Origin of the sequence: Paenibacillus sp. Root52 (genome assembly GCF_001426865.1) — a bacterium.
Classification (GTDB): domain Bacteria; phylum Bacillota; class Bacilli; order Paenibacillales; family Paenibacillaceae; genus Paenibacillus.
Window position 1 is genome coordinate 1 of sequence record NZ_LMFO01000001.1, and the last position, 22,155, is coordinate 22,155.

A 22,155-nucleotide genomic window follows, 5' to 3' on the forward strand; every position below is an offset into this window, starting at 1 on the left:
ATCAAATATAATATGTTCTAATATTATTTTAAAAATCATATGTAAAGAGTTGACTATGTAAATATTTTTGTTATAATAAGTAATTGTTCCCCTGATATTTCGTGTGCGAAATATTATATTCCAAAAGTAAACGGGTGAAACAATGACTGATACGTATGAAGTATTCTATATTATTAATTCGTTCCGACAGGTGAATCAAATGCTCTTCCGAGCATTCTGGAATGAAAACAAGCAGATCGAATTGACCTCTATTCAGTTTATGGTATTGTCCATTCTGAAGGAGCGTCCTTCAATCGGAGTCAACGAAGTGGCAGAACTTTGCCATATGGGAAGTAGCTCTATGAGCGCCGTGATCGAACGTCTTGTCAAAGGTGAATACCTCATCCGGACTCGTTCGCATGCTGACCGCCGATCCGTCATGTTGCAGATTACGGATAAAGGGGAGAAGGCGCAGCAGGAGACACATCACCTATGGATGGAAAGAGTATCGCCTATTCTGGATATTCCGAAGAAAGATCTTGATCATCTGCTAAGAATCCATACTCAAATGATTGAAAAGTTAGAAGGAAGAGAGATGAACAACCAATGAGTACAACCGCTACAGCGCCATCCGTAGGGATGGACAACATCAAGAAAGGGCCAATCGTTGCCGCTTTGTTAATCGGTGCTTTTGTAGCCTTCTTGAATCAAACCCTGATGAACGTAGCTCTTCCTAAGATCATGGAAGACCTCGCGATTAACGCGAATAAGGCCCAATGGCTTACAACTGGTTATATGCTCGTCAATGGTGTACTGATTCCCGTTACGGCATATCTCATTGCCAAATTTTCTACACGTCAGATTTTTATTACGGCTATGACGCTTTTTACATTAGGAACACTGGTCTGTGGGATTAGTCCTACCTTCGCGATCCTCATGGTCGGTCGTGTTATTCAAGCAGCGGGCGCAGGTATCCTAATGCCGCTGATGACTGTTGTTTTCCTGACAATCTTCCCGATTGAGAAACGTGGTCAAGCCATGGGTACAATGGGGATTGCGATGATTTTGGCTCCAGCGATCGGGCCTACATTGTCAGGTTACGTGGTAGAGCACTATTCTTGGAGACTGTTGTTCTACATCATTCTGCCATTCTCTATTATTGCAACAGGGATCGGTATTGCATTTGTCAAAAATGTAACACGTCAATCTAAACCGAAATTGGATTACCCAGGCGTCATCCTATCCACACTTGGATTCGGTAGCTTATTGTATGGTTTCAGTGATGCAGGTACAGATGGATGGGGCAGCGCAATTGTTATCAGTTGCCTGATTGTAGGTGCACTTTCCCTGATTCTATTCGTTATTCGTCAATTGACAACAGATCATCCGCTTCTAGAGTTCCGTATTTTCAAATACAACATGTACACACTAACAACGATTATTAATATGCTTGTAACGATGGCTATGTTTGCAGGTATGATCCTGTTACCTATTTTCTTGCAAAATATTCGTGGGTTCTCACCAATTGAATCAGGGCTCCTGATGATGCCAGGTGCAATCTTGATGGGAATTATGTCCCCGATTACTGGTCGTATTTTCGATAAAGTAGGGGCGCGTTGGTTGTCCGTCGCGGGTCTCGCGATTACAGCTGTTACAACCTGGGGACTTAGTCGTTTAGCAATTGATACAACATATGGCTATATGATGTTTATCTACACAGCTCGTATGTTCGGGATGTCCATGCTGATGATGCCAATTCAGACAGCTGGTCTGAACCAGCTGCCTCAGCGTCTCAATGCACATGGTACGGCAATGTCTAACACACTTCGTACTGTAGCAGGTGCGATTGGTACGGCTATCCTGGTCACTATTATGAGTAGTAAGTTGAAGTCTCATCTGGCAGATACACTTGCTCAAGGACAGATTAACCCGGATGACCAAGCGGCAATGCTGCGTGCGACCGCAGACGCTACGATCTATGGTGTTAACTATGCATTTACAGTAGCGACTGGTATGACGATTGTGGCCATGCTGATGGCGTTCTTTATTCGCAAAACGAAGCCGGCTGTCGAACCGACACCTAAGGAATCGTCCGAAGTTAACGCAACAGCATAATGCACCATGTATCACGTAAAATTAAAACGTACAAAAAACAGAGCCTAGACAGATTAATCTGTCTAGGCTCTGTTTTGTTATTCAGGCTCAGGCTGGTAACCAAATATCTCAAGATCAATGGTTCCATCGAGCTTGAATTCAACACCTTCGCTGATTAGCTCAGTTTCTTGAATCAGCCGTGAATGTTCATCTGGAATGGCAATTTCACCTTTGGCGTTCACGACACGGTGCCAAGGGAGACGTTCCTTCCGGCTCATGGAGTGCAGAATACGTACAACCTGTCTTGCAGCTCGTGGACTTCCTGCATGAGCAGCAATTTGTCCATAGGTCATGACTTTGCCTTCGGGAATAGAAGATATGATGGAGACGACATTTTGTGTGAATGGTGTCATAAGAATGAAGTTTCCTTTCACATAAGAATAAAACCGTGTACCCATGTCTAAGCGGGATACACGGTTATTGTACTAATTCTGAAAAGCCTGCTCGTAAACATGTACTGGCCATTCAGCCCAAGGGAATTCCCGCGGAGGAAGTGATTTTAGCGTAATCTCTTCTTTGGTTACTGGGTGGGGAAAACCTGCAATAGTAGACCAGAGGGCGATCTGCTGCCCTGGTTTATTCACTCCAGCGCCATACTTCTGATCCCCGAACAGAGGGCAATGGATGGCTTGCATCTGTACCCGAATCTGATGGGATCTGCCTGTATGCAGTTCAACACGCACAAGGCTGTATCGGTCATTCTGGCCGAGCACTTGGTAGTCTAATACGGCATCTTTACCGCCAGCTGTGCCTGGGGGCACGACGGTAACCGTATTAGTGCGGGCATCCTTCAGCAACGTATGCTTCAACGTACCACGCTGAGCTGGTGGCTTGCCATGCACAACAGCTGTATATATTTTACGGAAATCTCGTCCTCGAACAGTCTCAGACAAACGAGAAGCCGCTTTGGATGTTTTGGCAAAAATCATGGCTCCACCGACAGGCCGATCAAGTCGATGAACGAGACCGAGATACACATTGCCCGGTTTGTTGTAGCGTTCCTTCAGATCCTGTTTAAGCAGTGTGAGCAGATCTGGATCTCCAGAGGCATCTTCCTGTGTTGGAACGTTCACAGGTTTAACAATTCCAAGCAAGTGATTATCCTCAAACAAAATAGGTATATCTACCGTACGGTGTGAATGATCAGACATGACTAGGACTCCCAGCGGCCCAAAATGCCGCAAGGCAGGTCAAGACCACTACGTGTAATCGGCAAGCCGATCTCACCTGCGGTAATGTTGCCTCCATATTGAGCGGACATCGTCATCGTAAGCATGTTACGCAACACCGTTGGAGAGATACCAGTGGTGTATGAGTTAATAAGCAAGAACAACGGATTATCCGACAAAATGTTCATGCAGGACTTAAGGAACGGGTACAAGTTCTGTTCCAGCTTCCAAGTCTCTCCATTGGGTCCTCGACCATAGGAAGGAGGATCCATAATAATCGCATCGTAACGGTTACCTCGACGTTCTTCCCGTTGTACGAATTTGAATACATCATCTGTAATGAAGCGAACAGGACGATCTGCCAGCCCAGATAACTGCACATTTTCCTTCGCCCATTGCACCATGCCTTTGGCTGCATCTACGTGCACAACAGAAGCGCCAGCATAGGCAGCAGCAACTGTTGCTCCGCCTGTGTATGCAAACAGGTTCAATACGGAGATCGGGCGACCTGCATTCTTAATTTTATCCATCATCCAGCTCCAGTTAGCGGCTTGTTCAGGAAACAGACCGGTATGCTTAAAGCTAGTTGGTTTAATATGAAACTTAAGATTCTCATAACCGATTGTCCAGCGTTCTGGAATCGGCTTTTTCATATCCCAGTTGCCGCCACCAGAAGAACTACGATGATAATGACCATGCACCTGACGCCATTCATTTGTTTCTTGTTTAAGTGGCCAGATAATCTGTGGATCGGGTCTACGCAAAATGACATCGCCCCAACGCTCCAGCTTCTCGCCGCCTCCTGTATCAATTACTTCATAATCCTTCCATTGATTAGCTACGTACATATTCATTTATCCATCCTTCAAAAGTCATTTGGATACTATTGTACAACAAAAATAGACATATACGCCAGTTAGGGGGGCGCAAGACCTATAAGGGAACAAGCTTGTGAGGTAGGTTGCTCCATACCACAATGTATAGTTTCATACCGATATGCCTTTTAGTGTTGTTTTTGAGTTTGCTCCGTATACTAAAATTGATTACATTGGAAAAATTAATTTGACAATGATAATCATTATCACATATGATTTTGATAATTCAAACGTTACTTCATTCGAAAATCAATATCCATGATTAAATAAAGTGAGGGAATAATAGATGGCTAAATTGTTAGTGGCTTATGCAAGTATGACAGGGAATACAGAAGAGATTGCTGAATTGATTGTGGAAGGAATCAAGCAGAGCGGTCATGAGGCTGATCTCAAGTCTGTAACTGATTGTAATGCAGCGGATGTGCTGGATTATGATGGATTTCTAATTGGGGTATATACCTGGGGAGACGGAGAGCTACCCGATGAGTTTCTAGATTTCTATGAAGAGCTGGATGAGTTAGATCTGACCGGGAAAAGAGCTGCAGTATTTGGTAGTGGTGATACTTCCTATGAGCAGTACTGCGGAGCGGTTGATCTGGCTGCAGAGAAGTTGCAGGAGCGTGGGGCGGAAGTATATCCAGAGATGCTTAAAATCGAATATAGTCCGCTTGAGCAGGAGAAGGATACTTGCCGTGACTTTGGCAAAAAATTCATTGCTGCCGGACTACAGGTATCCTAGAGAAGATGCTAAAACAACATGTTCAAGCAAGCGTTCCTTTGGGGGTGTCAGGGACCTCAACACGATTGCTTGAAGATTACAAATTAGAGGAGATGCTGCGCAGCCCACACCGGTTCATTCGCCCAGAACCGGAGATCACGCAGACATCTCAACTCCTATGGAGACATCGAGTCCAATACGCAGTCAGTCACGCAGTGAATGCCTTTTATAGTATGGATCCGGAAGTGCGTAAAGAAGTGCCTGTACAATACATGCTGGAGAAGTGGTGGCCTAAGAAAACAACGGGATTTGACTCAGTGCTCCATTACTGGGAAGTGAAAAATAAAGTCATAGATGAGTTATCACGTATCATTCGGACCAATGAAGACCTGCAGCATCCTTCAATTTTGTTCGAACAGTGGAAAACAGAGATACCTTCTTTATCCATGGAATTGTCGATGATCTTTCACGCCGCTTGGCAGCCTGAAGGCTGGGACTCGCTGTTAATCCAGAAATATATGGTGGTATATGACCCCAATGTCGTTGAAGCTTTTCAGCACATGGCAAGTGTGTTTTGTTATGAGGCCTTTGGCAAACTGCCTGGCATGATTGAAGTGTATTGTTTGTTGGAAGGACGCAAAGTTCGTTTTATGCCTGGGCGCCAGTCCCTTGCTCGGTCTATGGATTTTATTCATTTGATCCGAGACAGTGTACCGCAAGCTGAAGACGTAGAATCAGATCAATTCAGTGCACGTGACAAAGCTCGCATCCATGAAGAAGCTGATCGACGTAGAAATGAATTAGACACGAAGAAAACCTGGTTAATGTAGAGAAGCTAAAGTGAGATGAAGGAGGATTGATACCATGTCTAGCCATACGAAACATGAGATGGGTAATGTGAGAAGTCAAGCTGGCAGCTGTGAATTTAGTCCACTCCCTGTACCCAAAGCGGTCATTGGACAACTGTTGGATGAAGCAGATCCGTCATTATATGTAATGAGTTCAGAGCCGTGGCGCTTTATGTTGTTCGCTGGGGAAGGCCGCCAGTTATACTTGGAGGCAGTTAGACAGAGCTATCCTCCTCACTTGGCTGATCGTTATGGGGATTGGGCTACGTATCAGTACACTGAGGCGATCCCAGCCCATTTAGTCGTCGTAGCCCCATTTGCTGCCAGAGAGGATCAATCGTTACCAGCGAAGGCGTGGAGTAGACGATTCTCATTACTGGCAGCAGAAAAAGGTTTGCATGCTGTATGGAAGATGAACGATTATCAACATCATCCTGTGTTTATGAATCTGATGGGTCTAACCCCCGAAGAGAAAGTGTTGGGTGTGTTTCACATCGGGTACGGAGACCAGCCAGCGTTCAGGCATGTTGACTATGGTAGACCCGCTTCTGAGCTTATGACGGTGTACGATCATCTTGTTTAAATGATGTAAACGTTACAGATGTCGTCATTCTGCGCCTGCGATGAAACTGCGAACGAGTTCACGGTAAGTCTGATCCTTTGAGTAGGCGGCATATAGCCGATTCGATACCGTTATCGAATTGCCGAAGAAGAACCGTTCAAACTGAGTCTGTCTTCCACCGAAGGAACCTGAGCCCAGCTCCCAGATCAGACGAAACAGTGCAGTACGTTCTAAGGGTGTCGAATCTGTACCCTTAAGATACGTATTGAGGTGAGCAGCTACATCGGATTGGAACTCCTCTTCTTGTGGGATCATAATCATGCCGCTAGATGCTAATAACTGCATGGTATCGATCATGTCAGGATAGAGTTTCGGATACAAGATGTTCGCTGCCATCAGAGGTTTGGGAGCGGGTAGTAAGAATCCTCTGCCATCGGGTATAGCATTGGTTTCTGCTGCAATCGCCAACGCCTTTAGCGTTTCAAGCCCTGCTAATATACGAGCTGTTTTCTCAATGACATGTGCTTCAGAGACCTGATCCAGTGTCTCCGTAAGTAACTGTATTGTTCCCAAAATAAATTCTGTCTTGGCAATATACCGACACAATACCTGATGTCCTGCGTAGATGTGGAAATGACTTCCGCTGAATAAACGTGAGGACATTTCTTCATCTCCTGCGAAGAAGACTCGTTCATGAGGCACCAATACATGGTCAAAAATGACGATGTTATCCATCTCTTCATATCTGGAACTAAGCGGATAATTATAAAGTGAATCTGCAGCATACGTATCTCGGCAGATCATACTGATGCCTGGCAGATCATTAGGGACGGCAAAGGCGAAGGCAAAGGGATTCTCATCATCGAATGGTGCGGGAGAAGGGGAAGGATATACGAAAATCTCATCACAAGTGGCACCCTGGGTCGCCATCATGAATGCACCATTAATGATTAAGCCATCAGGTGTTCGATCTACGATCTTAGCCGCAATGGCATCTTCGGTTGCGTCAATCTGTCCAGATATTTTGCTGGCATGGGGCTGAATGAACGCATGAGAGAGAGTGATATCATTATCACGGCAATAAGCGTAGTAGTTTTTTAAATTCTCGGCATATTGTGGTGATAAGTCGCTCAGTAGGTCTGCAGCTGTGTAAAACGCCATGATTGCAGAATTCATGTAATCCGGAGAGCGACCTAAGAAGCCATGATGCATATTAGACCATAGATTGATGGAGATACGGCGTCTCTCAAGATCATCCACGCTTTTGGGTGGCAGAAAGGAAAGGCCTACTGGTTTGCCATCGACTGGGGAAGCATAGGTCATCTTAGTTGCAAGCAAGGGGTCGTGCTGCATATCATACATTTTGGCTTGAGTCTCCATTAGGCCAGCAAAAGCAAGGTGGTCTGAACGGTTTCCGGTCACTAATTTTCCTTTGTACCACACGGGTACCGTTTGAGCATTGATACGATCGATATACTGTTTGCCATTTTTAACGGGCATCGTTATTCACCTCTTGGATCTAATCGTTCATGGGCATACGCACTGCTTTCGTAGTTTACGTGTGAAGAACGTCCAGTGTGCATCCGAGAGCGATAAGGGAATAACGTTTTTTTGTAAGAGGGGCTTGATAATAATTATCATTCTTGTTACAATACAAAAAGAAAAAGGAACCGGCTAGGGCTCCTTTAACTTCAAATCATAAGTTACTTATTTTACTTCAAAAGTTTTACAGTCTGTTTCCGCAGACTCAACTGCTTTTTTGGAGCTGTGGCTTACGATATAAATGGAGCTTGCATTACATTTGTTCTCTTGAGCCCAGTGCACACATGAATTTACTTCGCACAATACGTCTTTTGCCATGATTAATAACCTCGCTTTGTAGTGGGATTACATTCGTTGGTATAAGACATAACCAGATTTTACAAGTTGCCGCTTGCTAATCTGGAATTTATTGCTCTCTGATACTAGAGGGCTTTTTTGCGTTACACACAACGATGCATATTTAGAATAGCAAATAATGTCTCGGCTTGCAACAGGACAAGACTACTTGGGTGCTTTTTATCCCGAAAATCTCTATAGTGTTGGCAAAAAGGAGTTTGTGTGATATCTTTTAATAGTAATTATTACGAATAAAAAACAAGCAACGGATCATACTTATTTATAGATCATCAACAATTAATGAATACTACTTGATTAGCGTTGAAGGAGAGTTAGCGTAATGAGTAAAACCAATCATATAAATCGTATCCCACGAGCAAAAGGTATTGATATGGCTGCATTCTATTCACCCAAGGAATGTGCACGTAAAGCCAAACATATTGTATTTTCGGCAGAGAACGAACGCATCATTGAAGAGTTTCTAACGATTCTCGGGATGAAGGATCGTTTTGCAGAACACGAGGTTCCGATTCCGAATAAATTAGTCATGTTTGGGCCGCCAGGCACAGGTAAAACGTTAACCGCATCGTATGTAGCAGATCGTCTGAACTTGCCGTTAGTGCTTGTACGTCTGGATGCGATCATTCATAGTCACCTCGGGGAAACGAGTACCAATGTGCGTAAATTGTTTGAATATGCGAGAGTGAATCCTTGCGTGCTCTTCTTGGATGAGTTCGATGCGATTGCGCGCACAAGAGAAAGTAACGATGAGGTTAAAGAGATGGCTAGAGTTGTGAATACGTTGTTGCAATGCCTAGATGAGTTCGAAGGAGACAGTATATGTATTGCTGCAACCAACCTCGAAACACAATTGGATCATGCGATCTGGCGCAGGTTTGATACCAAAATGAATTACGCTATGCCAGATGTTCAGAGCAGGCAACTCTATATCAGCAAACTGGTTGGTCAGTTTGAACACCAGGCTGATGTGCAACATTATATGTGTCAGCGGTTAGAAGGATGCAGCTTCGCCGATGTGGAGCAGATTATACTCAAAGCCAAAAGAAAAGCGATTATAACGAGCAGCCCTCTGCACGAGCAATTGATCTCAGATGCCTATGATGAATATATGCCACGGTTACTAGGAACCTAATGTATAGACTTCGATCAGACGTTAGAAATAAACGGACAATAGGTAGTTATAATTGAAAATGAGAATGAAATTAATATTGAGAATAAGATTAAGGATTTCAACTTATCTCGTGTATGAAATGAAAAAAGGAACAATCTGGCGATAGGCCAGTTGTTCCTTTTTGGTGTTTGTTTTTATAAAAAGATAAGCAATAATGTCCCGGCTGCAAAACAGTAATATGAGAAATATTTGAGGTTACCTTTCGCCATAATTCCCATAAACCATCTCATGGAGAAATAGGTGACGAAAAGGGTTGTAATGAATGCAATTAGATAAGGAATGGCGAGTTGCCCCCGGTTTGGATCGTTGGCGATGTCAGATACACCCAGGATGAGTCCGCCGATACTAATTGGGATATAGAGCATAAACGAGAACTTTAAGGCGGTTTCCTGTTTCATCCCAACAGCAATGGAAGCAATAACCGTAGCACCAGAACGGCTTATGCCTGGAATGAGCGCAACGGCCTGAGCAAGACCAACCAACAGTGCATCCTTAGTGGAGAGATCCCCGTCCTGCTTGCGTCCACGAAGATTACGAATCAGCCAGAGGGCAACCCCAGTAATTAATAGCGCGATGGCAACAGTGTATACGGACGAGAAAATTTCTTCGATCTGGTCTTTAAACAGAACTGCAGCGATAGCAGCAGGAACTGTACCGATGACTATGTATAAGCAAAACATAAAGTCTGCTTTATATTCTTGTTTTCGCGTTCGCAGATATCCTAATGCACCGATAATTAGTTTTTTAATATCTTCACGGAAAATAAAAACAATCGCGAGTAAAGACGCCGTGTTGGTCAGAATCTCAAAGGACAAACCGTTCTGCTTCAACCCCATAAGTCGTTGGGCAATGATTAGATGTCCACTAGAGGAAACCGGAATCGGCTCTGTCGCACCTTGTACGATCCCTAATAATAAATACTTTAACCACAATATAATGTCTTCCATCTTGTCCTCCTTGAATATACGTATCATTGGAGATGCCAATGATCATTTCTTTTTCTCTTATAAGGTATCCTACTCTATTGATGATAGTGGTTTAGCTTACTGACTTGCAAGTTTCAATTTCGTAAGAAGTTGAAAATAAAATCATTCACACGTGTACGTAATGGGGTGTAATGGGCTGTTTACGCCCGAACCATGACCTCGCTCAATGTTGAAGTCATGGGGATGCCTCGTTACTTTAAGACATATGAAATATGCTTGTAAGTTGTTTCATAGCATGATAGTATTTGATAATGATTATCAATATCAAATACGAGGTGAATTTATTTTGCGTAAAGGGAAAACTTCTATATGGCTAATGATGGCACTTGCAGTACTGCTCATACTAAGTGCGTGCGGACAATCTGTAGCCACTAATGCTTCAACAGATGAGGACATTAACGTAGCAGCAGAGTCAGAAACGAAGACAGATCAGGATGCAACGTCAGCTGGCTCTGCAACTGCAGAAGAGGAGTTAGTCACATTCCAATCCGATGCAGGAGAAGTTCAGGTGCCTAAAGATCCGAAACGAATTATTGACTTAACTGCGTTCACAACTGGTTATTTTGTTGCTCTGGATGCTCCAATTGTTGGGGCTTTAACCGGTGCAATGAACAATAAGTATATCAAGGATCAACTGACAGCAGCAGGAGTTACTGATCTGGGTGAAGTGCCCACACCTGAGCAATTGGTTAGTTTAAAACCTGATTTATTTATCGTATACACAGGTACAGAGGGAATTGATCAATTGTCACTCATTGCACCTGTAGTACAGCTTGAATATGGTAAACGTCCTTTCAGAGAACTGTTACTGGAATTAGGCAAGCTGACCAATAGAGAAGACAAAGCACAAGCTTGGATAAGCAATTGGGAAAAGCAGGTTAATGAGTTAAAGCCTAAAGTGAAAGAGGCTGTAGGTGACCGTACCGTTTCCATCCTGAACCCTTATGACAAAGGATTATATGTCTTCGGTCATAATTACGGCCGTGGTGGTGAAATCATCTATGGCGAGTTTGGGCTCAAAGCACCAACCAAGGCTCAGACGGAAGCAATCGACAGTGGAACAGGATGGGCTTCCATCTCCATGGAGGTTTTACCTGAATATGCGGGAGATATTATCTTCACTAGCCCATGGTCTGGTGATACAAATGATGCTTCGAAAGTCTACGAGCACAACCTATGGAAGAGCCTTCCTGCAGTTAAAGCGAATCATGTGTTCCAACTTGATCCTACCTCGGATACATACAATGATCCGGTAACGCTGGAGGGCCAACTGAAGTTTATCTCTGACAGCCTATTGTCAGCGAAGTAATCTGCAGAAGAAATAAATAAAGGATACAAATAAAAATAAGACTTCCGTCTAAGTCACGGAGGTCTTATTTTTATATGTGTAATAGGAGTTGAGCTGAATGATAGACTGCAAATGAACTAGTAATGGATAGAAGTTGAAGGTATTAGATGTTAGTGTTACTTCACAGGTTAAGTCGACAGTAATAGAAGTTAGCTAAACAGGTGTTAATTGGTGATGGGGTTACCATTATTCGCTTTGTGTATTTCTTCTGTTCCCGCATTCAGTGCACACTCATAATACGCGCATTTATGATCGATCACTTCCATCGTCTTCTGTAGCTCCGCAATCTGAGCTTCCACGCTAGCTCTGCGCTCCATAAACATTTCGTGTCTTTGTTTCAACGTGGAGTCCCCTTCAGAGCACCAGGCAATGAAGTCCTTGATATCTTTGATGGGCATCCCGGTTGCTTTGAGACATTGAATAATCTTTAGAAAATCAATGTCTGATTCTTTGAATAGCCGAGTTCCACTAGAAGTTCGTTCAACAAAAGGCATGAGTCCTTCTCGATCGTAGTAGCGCAATGTATATACAGTAAGGTCTAATTTTTTGGCTACCTCGCCAATCGAATATGTCATGTATATGATGTTCCTTTCCATTAAGGATAGACTTAGAGTTAACTATAGGATTGATCCGAGTGAATACTACCATGTTCTACGATTAGATGTCAAAGTTGGGTTTAAATAAAAAAAGTATTTGACCTAGAGTTAACTGTAGGGGGTACGATAATGCTGTATTCGAAATGAATAGGAGGTTTTTTACATTGATTATAGCTAAAGCGAGAGCAGTTGACGGACCAGACCAACAATTTCGAAGTGCCGAAATCAAACGACGGGATCTTGATACCAGTGATGTACTGATCGAGATTAAATATGCGGGCATTTGCCATTCTGACATTCATACTGCACACGGTGACTGGGGTCCTGTGAACTATCCACTCGTTCCTGGACACGAGATTGCTGGCATTGTAACGGATGTAGGTACAGGTGTATCCAAATATAAAGTAGGCGACCGCGTAGGTGTTGGATGTATGGTGGATTCTTGTGGCGAGTGTGACAATTGCCGCAAAGGTGAAGAGCAATACTGTCTCAAAGGAAATATTCAGACCTATGCTGGGGTAGACAAATATGGTGAGCCTACGCAAGGTGGTTATTCTACACATATCGTTGTAACCGAGAACTTCGTTGTTCGAATCCCTGATAACATTACGCTTGATGCCGCTGCACCATTGCTGTGCGCAGGTATTACGACGTATTCACCACTACATCACTGGGGAGCTGGCCCAGGCAAAAAAGTAGCGGTTGTAGGTATGGGTGGACTTGGTCATATGGCAGTTAAAATTGCACACGCGATGGGTGCGGAAGTTACCGTATTATCCCAATCACTAAGCAAAAAAGAAGACGGCTTGCAATTTGGCGCTGCCCATTATTATGCGACAAGTGAACCGGAAACGTTTGAGAAACTAGCGGGTTCCTTTGACCTGATGATTAATACAGTAAGTGCCAGTATTGACATTAATGCATACCTGTCTCTGCTCACGCTGGATGGTACAATCGTTAACGTTGGTGCGCCAGCAGAACCATTGCCCGTACAAGTATTTTCACTTATTGGTCACCGTCGTTCGTTCGCGGGTTCAATGATTGGTGGTATTCGTGAGACACAGGAAATGCTCGACTTCTGTGCAGAACATAATATCGCTCCGAACATTGAAGTTATTTCAGCTGACCAGATTGACGAAGCTTACAAACGTGTACTGGCTTCAGATGTGAAATATCGCTTTGTTATTGATACGAGCACGATTTAATAGAATCCATTCGATAATAACTACCTAATCGTCATTGATTAGCGCACGTATATTAGCACGTAATAGAGCAGGTATACTAAAAAGCAGATAACCTTCGTGGTTACTGCTTTTTTTGCTCTCTTTGCTTGTACAAGTATGTAACTGTGTTTGCTATTAGGGACTGTGTTGGCAAATGCTATTCATTAGTTCGATTGAACGCAGTGATGCATCAGGTTGTTTAGTTGCTTGAGACATGGATTATACTAAAAGCAGCAGTAATGGTGCGTTTTGATTAAAAGGTAATTAGAAACTCCGTATTCATGATAGAATGGATTGGAGTAAAAGGGGGAGGAAGATGATGGAGGCTTTTGCAGAATATTTAGCAAGCATTGATAACCCGGAGCATAAGGAACGAACCGAAGAGGTTCTGAAATGGATTACGGAGAAGTTCCCAAGTTTGAAAACCAAAATTGCTTGGAATCAGCCGATGTTTACCGACCATGAGACCTTTATTATCGGTTTTAGCGTGTCGAAGCAGCATCTAGCTGTTGCTCCAGAGAAAGTAGTCATTGATCAGTTCTCAGAAGAAATCGTTCAGGCGGGTTATGAGCATACCAATCAGCTCATTCGTATGAAGTGGAAACTGCCGATTGATTATTCGTTACTTGAAAGAATCATTGAGTTTAACATTAAAGATAAGGCAGATTGCACTACTTTTTGGCGCAAATAGTCAGAGAAGTTAGAGACTTTTGCACAATTCAACCTTATGAAATAAATAAAACGCGCACCGATGGATCATCGGTGCGCGTTGGTAGCTTGTCACTCGCTTCATTTAGTCCGTAGGTGAGACAAGCAGGTGTTAACTTTTGATGTAACTCTAAATGGATAGCTAAGCTTTAACTGGTGAAGGATACGTTTGTTCTTTAGTAACATGTTTAGGTATCTTCCAACGTGGCAATCTTAACGTGAACTTACTTCCATTAGGCGTGCTTGAGGCAAGAGACAGTTCACCGTTTTGGGCGTTGGCCAGCAGTCTGCTGTAGGTCAGACCGAGACCCAAGCCACGATTTCTACGTTTTTTAATCTCTCCGCGGTAGAAGCGTTCAAATATTTTGGATTGATCAGCTTCCGATATACCTGAGCCATAATCCTGTACATCAATGAATAGATGGTCTTCTTCTGCCCGCAATTCAATATCGAATTTGGCCGTTTGACCCGAAGGAGTAGCTTGAAGCCCATTATTCAGTAAATTAACGATGATTTGCTGAATTCGCAGGGTATCACCAACGGTGTATAGTGGACCTACAGGTGCATGTAGTTCAACCTCAGGTGTTTTATCTTCGTACGCAATCTTCCACTGATAGATGATCTCGCCAACCAATAACTTCAGATCTGTTCGTTCCTTGCGCACAGCAACGCTTCCAGCAGACATGGCATTGTAATCAAGTAGATCTGCAATCATCCGCTCCATACGTTCCGATTCCTTCAAAGCGATATCCAAAAATTCTTTTCCTTCCTGAGGACTGACCACGTCGTCGCGTACCGCCATAACGAGCCCTTTGATAGAAGTGACAGGTGTCTTCAGTTCATGGCTCACGCCTGCTAATGAAAGGGTACGCCATTCCTCAAGTTGTCTTAGACGTGTCGCCATATCTCGGAAAGAGCTCACGAGTTCCGTAATCTCACGCTCCCGTGTATTGATATCAAGGCTCACGTCGTAATTGCCACCACGAATCTGTTCAGCCGCATAAGCAACTTGGCGAATAGGTCGGGACAACTTATTAGATAGCAGATAGATCGTAAACCATCCACATAGAATTAATCCGCCCAGAATTAAAAGAACAAGCCACATCGTCTCTGGACCGAATGTAAGAGATTGCTTAGATTGCATCACCCATACTTTTCCAAGGGATTGATCGCCTTCATTAATACTAACGGTTACTCCTGCATATTTGTTGTTTCTTGGTTCACGAAAGTCGTCAGACAGTCGATAAAATACCTCTTCTTGTGTCATTTTAGGCTGAGAAAAGATCAATTGATTGTTGTTATCCAACACCATGACACAGAAATAATGATCTGTATTAAATAGTTTCTCCCTCTTGCTTACCATGGTGTCTAGATCGGGTGGTACATGAAGCTTATTATTGTCAATAGTCACTCGATCGGCAATCTCCAGCCCTAATAACTCTGCGGTTTTTAGACTTTTCTCAATAGAGGTTGTACGAATCCAGTAGAGTGCTCCTGCGACAATTATGGTGAAACCAATGCACAAGATTAGAAAATAACGAAGTGTCCAGTGGGACAAAATGGATGTTGAACGTCTCGGCCCTTTCCGTCTCAGTTTGCGATCCAAAATTGATACCCCATTCCTCGCAACGTCCGAATTTCTCCAGTCTCTGGCAACCAGTGAGAGAGTGCCTGACGTAGTCGTTTAATTGATAAATCTACAGCACGATCACTGCCATCATAGTCCATGCCCCACACTTGTTCGATCAGATGATCTCTTGTAAATGTACGGTTCGGATACTCAGATAGAAATATAAGTAATGATAGGTCGCGTGGTGTGAGTGCAACCTCAGCGCCGTTAAGCAATACTTGCTTGGCAGCGAGATCAATAACGAGATTGCCGTAACAGCGTTTATCTTCACCACCCGAAGTATAATGAGGGTTACGTCGCAGTACAGCATTAACTCTGGCAACCACCTCTTCGGGAACAAATGGTTTGCTCATATAATCGTCAGCACCGGCATTTAATCCGTTAAGACGATCTCGAATGTCATCCAGTGCCGTTAGCATGATCACAGGACAAGCACTTTTTTCACGAATAATGCGCAGCAGATCCCATCCGTCCATTCCAGGTAGCATTACATCAAGTAATACAAGGGAAGGATTTACGGATTCAAAAAGGGTAAGTGCAGTGGAGCCATCTGCTGCATGATGCACCTCGAATTCTGCTTTTCTCAGATAAGCAGCCAGTACCCGGGCAATGGCTTGCTCATCTTCGACGATGAGTATGGATTTCAAGAAAAGCGGTCTCCTTTCACTTCAGAAGCTTGTGTACTGATTTTACATGAGCAAGAGCATAATGCCAATCCTGTATTAGAGGATTCAAAAAAAAATGTAACATGTTCTTGTTTGACTTCTTCCTGACACATTGGGCTGATATTATCCATATCAACAAGTAACCTAACCAATAATGTACTGGAGGAAAAATAAATGAACAAGAAGACAAAAACATGGATTATTACAGGGGTAGCCGCAGTGGCTATTATCGGGGGTGGAGGATACTATCTCACCAATAGTTACCTCGGCAATAACGTTGAAATTGAGCAAGTGCTCCCTGCTATTACAGCAACATCAACCACAGCAGTAGATAGCACAGGAACACCTGTAGCAAATGTTGTTGGCGCAGAGCAATTGAATGGAGACTGGAACATCAGCGAAGGCTCAAAAGTATATTTCTCTGTAACAACATCACAGGAAACCGTCAATTTTGTGGACGAGCAGGTATCTGGCAAATGGACAATTAATGTAGATGATGCTTCTCAGATGAAAGCAGAAGGACAGATTGAGATGGACGGTATTGACTCTGGTAATGGTCAACGTGACGGACATGTGAAGCAAGCCGACTTCTTCGATATTGCTACATACCCTCAAGCAACGTTTACAGCTACCTCATTTGAAGGTTTACCAGCGGAATGGCCAGTGGGGCAGACGGTTGATGTGAAAATGAATGGAACATTGACTGTAAAAGGTGTTGAAAAAGAAGTTACTTTTGATGCAAAAGCTGCGTATGACAATGATCAGGTGTTGTTGTCTGCGACTTCAATGGTAACGTTCGAAGACTTCGGTATGGAAAACCCTCACTCCGTTGTTCTCTCAACAGAGAATGACATTAAGCTACAGTTGGAGTTGAAACTCACGAAATAAGAAAATGCATCTATTGCACAAAGCGAATCTGTTCTGTTCTACCCCAGGGTAGCGGAACAGATTCTTTTTGCTGTCTATTAATTCTAACAAGGCGACCAGGATGTGCGGAACCAGCTGCGACACATAATTTGTTAAAATAACTGCTGTTTCCTTTGGTTTATACCGTGTCGTCTAATCTCCTGAAGCGCTTACAATGGAAAAGGTTAAACGCATTCATTGATCGATTTATAACGATAAAAAGGGGGAGATCAAGAGTGAACAAGAGGTACATAAGTAGCTGCCTTGTATTGCTAATGTTATTTTGCGAGCTAGGCTTGTTGGTTCAGCCGGCAGACGCGGCAACGAGGGTTAATGTAGCATTGAATAAAGAGGTAACTGTATTATCGGAATATCTTGAACATGGGAGTAATAAAGGCCATTTGGTAGATGGCAAGGTGGATACACATTGGACCGCAAATGAGACAGCGACGGAAGAGGCTCCTCAATGGATCGAAATTGATCTGGACGGAGAGTTTCACTTAAACGGGGCAGAGATTGTATTGAAAGAACAAAAGAAGATTCATCTTGATGTTGAGGTATCATTGGATGGAGAGAATTGGGAGCAAGTAGCCACTCATAGAGAAGAAACAACAGAACAGCAGCTCAATTTTGACTTTCAAACCGATCTAGTTCGATATGTAAAAGTGACTATTCCATTTTATGATCAACAGGGGGCATGGCCAACGCTGTCCGAGATTCGCGTTTTTGGACAACAAGAAGGACGTGAGCCAGAAAATATTACAGCTTATGATGCCGTGAATATCACGACAATCATCGGTGGTGCGCCTGTCTTACCTACAGAGATTCGGGCACAATATGGTGCGGATCAATCAGGGAATGTAGCTGTAGTCTGGGATCATATTGACCCTGAACAATATCAGTTGGCTAACACATTCAGTGTAAACGGTCATGTGGAAGGTGCAACAATTCAACCTACCGCTTCGGTAACGGTACAGGGATATCAGGATGATTTTATCAGAGGTGTCGATATCTCCACGTTAACGGCCATTGAAGACAAGAAGGGTAAATTCCTCGACAGTAACGGTACCGAAAGGGACTTGCTAGATATTCTTAAAGACCGTGGTGTGAATTATGTCCGTATTCGTTTGTGGAATGATCCACAGAAATCAGGAGGCTATAACGATAAAGAAGATGTCATCCGTTTAGCCAAGCGAGTGAAAGAAAAGGGCATGAAAATCCTGCTCGATTTCCATTATTCGGATGAGTGGGCGCATCCGGGTCAACAGCTACGTCCCAAAGCATGGGAAGATCTGACCTTCGATCAGTTGAAGCAGGCTGTATACGATTATACGTATGAGGTTGTTGGTGACATGAAAGAAGAAGGTGCCATGCCAGACATGGTGCAGATTGGTAACGAGATTAACAGCGGTGTGCTTAATGGATACGTAAGTACAGTGAATCAGACGGAAAATGTGGCTCTGCTACAGCGTGGTGTTGATGCTGTACGTGACCTCGAAGGAGATCAGCACGTTCAGATTATGATCCATCTCGCTGAAGGTGGACAAGCGGATATGTTCGATACCTACTTTGGTGAATTGGAGAAAGGGAAACTGGATTATGATGTTATCGGTCTCTCCTATTATCCGTTCTGGCACGGTACGTTCGCAGATGTACAGGAAACGATGAACCGAGTATCCCAGAAATACAAAAAAGACGTCGTTATTGCTGAAACATCATATCCATTTTCCTTTAAAAATGGTGATGCTCATGGCAATATTATTGGCGGCCCGGACAAGTTAAATATCGGAGGCGCGACATTCCCAGCAACAGTGCAAGGTCAATATGACGCCATTGCTGGCATTATGGATTTGATTGCGGAAGTGCCGGAAGGTCGTGGAGCGGGATTCTTCTATTGGGAGCCTGCCTGGATTCCTGCTGGAGTGGGCTGGATTGCTTCCGAAGGGGATGCTTGGGAAAATCAAGCGATGTTTGACTACGATGAATTCCCCGGGAACGGAGGATATTCCTTAGAAGGACGTGCATTGCCATCCCTTGATGTGTATAAACGCGGAATGCAGAATGTTCCTGCAGATCGTCAGCATTTATCGGCTGCAATTACACGCGCACAAGGTTTGGTAGCCGCAGATTTCGAAGAAGAGAGCTGGCAATTACTCGCACCAGCGATTGAAGCTGCTAAGTCTGTATACCGTATGGCATATACATCAGCAGGCGTAACGCAAGGAGAAACGAATGCTGCAACCGAGTCCCTTAAGCAAGTCATGGATTCAATGGAAGTAATCCCTGCGAATCGAGCGTTGCTCGAAGCTAAGGTAACAGAAGCCCGGACATACAAGGAATCGGATTGGTCAGCGGTCACATGGGGGATTTTTACTAAGGCGCTTGCACATGCGAGTCAGGTTCTATCAGATCCTAGAGCGACCCAGACTGACGTAGATGCGGCGGAGAAACGTTTACATGAAGCCATTAGCGGACTATCTGATGTAGACAAAACTAAATTAACGTTGCTGATTGGTGAGATGCAGCAGCAGAATGTATCATCGTATACCCATCGAAGCTGGAAGACGTTAATGGATGCGTTGCAGGCTGCAATCGTTGTGAGAGATAAGCAAAGTGCAGTGCAATCTGAGGTTAATCAAGCTTTGGAAACATTGCAACAGGCCAATCAAGGTCTTGTTCGCCTGCAAGCTCTAGCAACCCATAAGACAGCTACAGCTTCATCAAGTGCTGGAACAGGTGGAGGACAAGCGAATTCACCAGAAGGAGCGATTGATGGCAATACAACGACATCATGGGGAACAAATGATAGCATAGACTCAGGTGTCTGGTGGGAAGTAGACCTGGGTGAGGTTGCGTCTGTCCGCACGATTGAAATGTCGATGTGGAGTGGTGGCATTAAGTACAAGATTGAGGTCTCTAAAGATGGTAGTAAATACGTAAAAGTCGTGGACACAACAAGTGATGTTATTGTTTCAACAGGGCCAAGACACGTTCTCCCTGATCAGACACAAGCACGTTATATTAAGGTTACGATAACAGCGGGACCAGAATGGGTTGGGTTTATGGATTTTGAAGCATATGGTACGTTCCCAGCAGATAAATCGGCTCTCGAAACAACCGTGAATTCAGCAGCCAAACTGCAACAAAATGATTATACACTAGCAAGCTGGAATGAGTTCAGTAAGGCGCTTGTACACGCGAAGTCTATTATCCAAGATGAAGAAGCGTCTGTGCAAGATGTTAGCGCTGCTAATGAAGAGTTAAAGGCTGCGATGCATAAACTCGAACGGCAAGACTCTACTCCTGGCTCTGGGCAGCCTTCGCAGCCGACTCAACCATCACAGCCAAGTGAACCATCACAACCGTCACAATCATCCAGTTCAGGATCGGTTCCATCAACGGGAAATTCCAATGCTGTAACACCGGCTGACACGAATAGTCGACCCGAGAAAGGTGCGATTACTGTAGAGGGTATCTTAACAAGTAATGGGAACTATTCGATTCGTCCGACTGCACAGCAATTAAACGAAGCGGTTCAATCGATGGGAGCAGGAGAGCAGCAATTAAAGCTCATTGCTAATCTAACTGACAACTCCAAAGCCGTATCGTTCCAATTAAACACGAATCAACTTGCAGAATGGGTGCGTTCACAGGCGGTTAAGTCATTAGATCTAATTGTAGGGCAGACTTCAATTCGCATTCCACTGAAATCTATTCCGCTACAAGATGAACAAACTGCCGGAACATTTGATGTTGAGGTATCTGAAGGATCCAGCCTAGCTTTAACGGAATCACAAAAAGCAACCATCGGTAACCGATCCATCCTTAACGTCAATGTATTGATGAATGGGAAGCCAATGGTCTGGACAGATAGATCGATTGAAGTTGTTATGCCCAATGAAGGCGAGCTTCAGGGAAGCGATACTGTTCGAATTGTACAATCGATAACGGCGAATGGTGAGATGAAGCCGGTAACGTACTCTGTAACGATTGACAAGAACGAAACCATCGCGTTCAAGCCTACACAATCCGGAAGCTTTGTCATTACTGAAGTTCGAGTTCCGTTAAACGATTTGCAAAATCATAATTGGGCGAAACCAGAGGTGCAGAATCTCTATGGTAAAGGGATTATCAAAGGCATGAATGCCACAAACTTCGTTCCAGATGGTAATCTGACGCGTGCACAATTTTTGCAAATGATCATCAAAGGAATCGGAACTTCAAGCCTGCCAGAAGCAAGTGTGCAGACTCCGTCAGATGTGAAGGAAGGTCAATGGTATGCTGATGCGGTGCGAATCGGTTTGCAGATGAATATTATCCAAGGCCGAGCAGATGGAACCTTTGGTGCAAATGAGCCTATTTCCAGAGAAGATATGGCGGTTATGCTGAGTCGCGCATTGCAATCTTTGAAGCAAGAAATGGATATAGTAGCTCCTGTGGCGCAAGAAGAGAACACATTTGAAGATCATACAGTCATTGCTGGGTATGCGAGAGAAGCTGTGGCGTCGATGCAGCAACTTGGACTATTAAATGGCATGTCAGATGGTACGTTTGCGCCTAAACAAACAGCTAATCGTGCACAAGGTGCTGTTGCAGTCGCGAGACTGATGGAACAGCTGTATGCAGAATAATAACATGTAAGCAGGAGAGATCGGGTCATAAGACTCGATCTTTTTTTGTCCAGAAAATGTATCTCTATCTCTATTATGATGTATTTT

At 43.9% G+C, this 22,155-nt stretch carries 20 protein-coding genes; 11 read left to right on the forward strand and 9 right to left on the reverse strand.

Features of this window, described 5'->3' with window-relative positions; all coding sequences use genetic code 11:
* Positions 1–142: 142 nt before the first annotated feature.
* The gene (locus ASD24_RS00005; RefSeq protein WP_056689628.1) at positions 143–589 is read left to right on the forward strand and encodes a MarR family winged helix-turn-helix transcriptional regulator; all 447 of its coding nucleotides are present in this window, start codon (positions 143–145) and stop codon (positions 587–589) included.
* Entirely contained in the window at positions 586–2,094 is a 1,509-nt protein-coding gene (locus ASD24_RS00010) for a DHA2 family efflux MFS transporter permease subunit (RefSeq protein ID WP_056689634.1), read from the forward strand. Before ASD24_RS00005 ends, ASD24_RS00010 begins: the two co-directional genes overlap by 4 nt.
* Positions 2,095–2,171: 77 nt before the next feature.
* On the opposite strand, the gene ASD24_RS00015 is transcribed toward ASD24_RS00010, so the two are convergent.
* From ASD24_RS00015 to ASD24_RS00025, 3 genes are all read right to left on the reverse strand, one after another.
* Complete coding sequence (locus ASD24_RS00015) at positions 2,172–2,486, reverse strand: MGMT family protein (protein ID WP_056689637.1); 315 nt, start codon at positions 2,484–2,486, stop codon at positions 2,172–2,174.
* A 72-nt stretch (positions 2,487–2,558) separates the two neighbouring features.
* Positions 2,559–3,284: an RluA family pseudouridine synthase gene (locus ASD24_RS00020; RefSeq protein WP_056689640.1), complete on the reverse strand. Its 726-nt coding sequence runs from the start codon at positions 3,282–3,284 to the stop codon at positions 2,559–2,561.
* A gap of 2 nt (positions 3,285–3,286) precedes the next feature.
* The gene (locus ASD24_RS00025) at positions 3,287–4,150 is read right to left on the reverse strand and encodes a class I SAM-dependent methyltransferase (RefSeq protein WP_056689643.1); all 864 of its coding nucleotides are present in this window, start codon (positions 4,148–4,150) and stop codon (positions 3,287–3,289) included.
* Positions 4,151–4,463: 313 nt separating this feature from the next.
* On the opposite strand from ASD24_RS00025, the gene ASD24_RS00030 reads away from it, so the two are divergent.
* From ASD24_RS00030 to ASD24_RS00040, 3 genes are read left to right on the forward strand one after another with little or no spacing between them, the layout of a single operon-like run.
* Positions 4,464–4,916 (forward strand): flavodoxin, encoded by a 453-nt coding sequence (locus ASD24_RS00030; RefSeq protein WP_056689646.1) that lies wholly within the window; start codon positions 4,464–4,466, stop codon positions 4,914–4,916.
* Positions 4,917–4,921: 5 nt separating this feature from the next.
* A complete protein-coding gene (locus ASD24_RS00035) occupies positions 4,922–5,725 on the forward strand; it encodes a hypothetical protein (protein WP_056689649.1) in 804 nt (267 codons plus the stop codon).
* Positions 5,726–5,759: 34 nt separating this feature from the next.
* Positions 5,760–6,326, forward strand: a complete 567-nt coding sequence (locus tag ASD24_RS00040; RefSeq protein WP_056689652.1) for a nitroreductase family protein — start codon at positions 5,760–5,762, stop codon at positions 6,324–6,326.
* A gap of 24 nt (positions 6,327–6,350) precedes the next feature.
* On the opposite strand, the gene ASD24_RS00045 is transcribed toward ASD24_RS00040, so the two are convergent.
* Positions 6,351–7,805 (reverse strand): 4-hydroxyphenylacetate 3-hydroxylase family protein, encoded by a 1,455-nt coding sequence (locus ASD24_RS00045; RefSeq protein WP_056689655.1) that lies wholly within the window; start codon positions 7,803–7,805, stop codon positions 6,351–6,353.
* A gap of 207 nt (positions 7,806–8,012) precedes the next feature.
* A complete protein-coding gene (locus tag ASD24_RS29770; RefSeq protein WP_082560211.1) occupies positions 8,013–8,165 on the reverse strand; it encodes a DUF1540 domain-containing protein in 153 nt (50 codons plus the stop codon).
* A 358-nt stretch (positions 8,166–8,523) separates the two neighbouring features.
* Here ASD24_RS29770 and ASD24_RS00050 point away from each other — a divergent pair, with 358 nt between their 5' ends.
* On the forward strand, positions 8,524–9,336 hold the full coding sequence (locus ASD24_RS00050) for an AAA family ATPase (protein ID WP_056689658.1): 813 nt from the start codon (positions 8,524–8,526) through the stop codon (positions 9,334–9,336).
* Between the two features lie 173 nt (positions 9,337–9,509).
* Here ASD24_RS00050 and ASD24_RS00055 read toward each other — a convergent pair whose 3' ends face one another.
* Entirely contained in the window at positions 9,510–10,322 is an 813-nt protein-coding gene (locus tag ASD24_RS00055; RefSeq protein ID WP_056689661.1) for an undecaprenyl-diphosphate phosphatase, read from the reverse strand.
* Positions 10,323–10,647: 325 nt separating this feature from the next.
* On the opposite strand from ASD24_RS00055, the gene ASD24_RS00060 reads away from it, so the two are divergent.
* Complete coding sequence (locus ASD24_RS00060; protein WP_056689664.1) at positions 10,648–11,670, forward strand: ABC transporter substrate-binding protein; 1,023 nt, start codon at positions 10,648–10,650, stop codon at positions 11,668–11,670.
* Positions 11,671–11,873: 203 nt separating this feature from the next.
* On the opposite strand, the gene ASD24_RS00065 is transcribed toward ASD24_RS00060, so the two are convergent.
* Positions 11,874–12,284, reverse strand: coding sequence for a MerR family transcriptional regulator (locus ASD24_RS00065; RefSeq protein ID WP_056689667.1), 411 nt, complete (start codon positions 12,282–12,284; stop codon positions 11,874–11,876).
* Positions 12,285–12,469: 185 nt separating this feature from the next.
* Between ASD24_RS00065 and ASD24_RS00070 the strand changes: the two genes are divergently transcribed.
* Both ASD24_RS00070 and ASD24_RS00075 read left to right on the forward strand, forming a co-directional pair.
* The gene (locus ASD24_RS00070) at positions 12,470–13,510 is read left to right on the forward strand and encodes an NAD(P)-dependent alcohol dehydrogenase (RefSeq protein ID WP_056689670.1); all 1,041 of its coding nucleotides are present in this window, start codon (positions 12,470–12,472) and stop codon (positions 13,508–13,510) included.
* A 337-nt stretch (positions 13,511–13,847) separates the two neighbouring features.
* Positions 13,848–14,219 (forward strand): iron chaperone, encoded by a 372-nt coding sequence (locus ASD24_RS00075; protein WP_056692399.1) that lies wholly within the window; start codon positions 13,848–13,850, stop codon positions 14,217–14,219.
* A gap of 159 nt (positions 14,220–14,378) precedes the next feature.
* Here ASD24_RS00075 and ASD24_RS00080 read toward each other — a convergent pair whose 3' ends face one another.
* Positions 14,379–15,842: a HAMP domain-containing sensor histidine kinase gene (locus tag ASD24_RS00080; RefSeq protein WP_056689674.1), complete on the reverse strand. Its 1,464-nt coding sequence runs from the start codon at positions 15,840–15,842 to the stop codon at positions 14,379–14,381.
* Entirely contained in the window at positions 15,827–16,513 is a 687-nt protein-coding gene (locus tag ASD24_RS00085) for a response regulator transcription factor (protein ID WP_056689677.1), read from the reverse strand. The genes ASD24_RS00080 and ASD24_RS00085 overlap by 16 nt, the downstream gene beginning before the upstream one ends.
* 192 nt (positions 16,514–16,705) lie before the next feature.
* Here ASD24_RS00085 and ASD24_RS00090 point away from each other — a divergent pair, with 192 nt between their 5' ends.
* Together ASD24_RS00090 and ASD24_RS00095 are read left to right on the forward strand one after the other, a co-directional pair.
* Positions 16,706–17,419 carry a YceI family protein gene (locus ASD24_RS00090; protein WP_056689679.1) on the forward strand — a complete coding sequence of 238 codons (714 nt, stop codon included), beginning with the start codon at positions 16,706–16,708 and terminating at the stop codon, positions 17,417–17,419.
* A 254-nt stretch (positions 17,420–17,673) separates the two neighbouring features.
* A complete protein-coding gene (locus ASD24_RS00095) occupies positions 17,674–22,068 on the forward strand; it encodes a glycosyl hydrolase 53 family protein (RefSeq protein WP_156395275.1) in 4,395 nt (1,464 codons plus the stop codon).
* Positions 22,069–22,155: the final 87 nt, after the last annotated feature.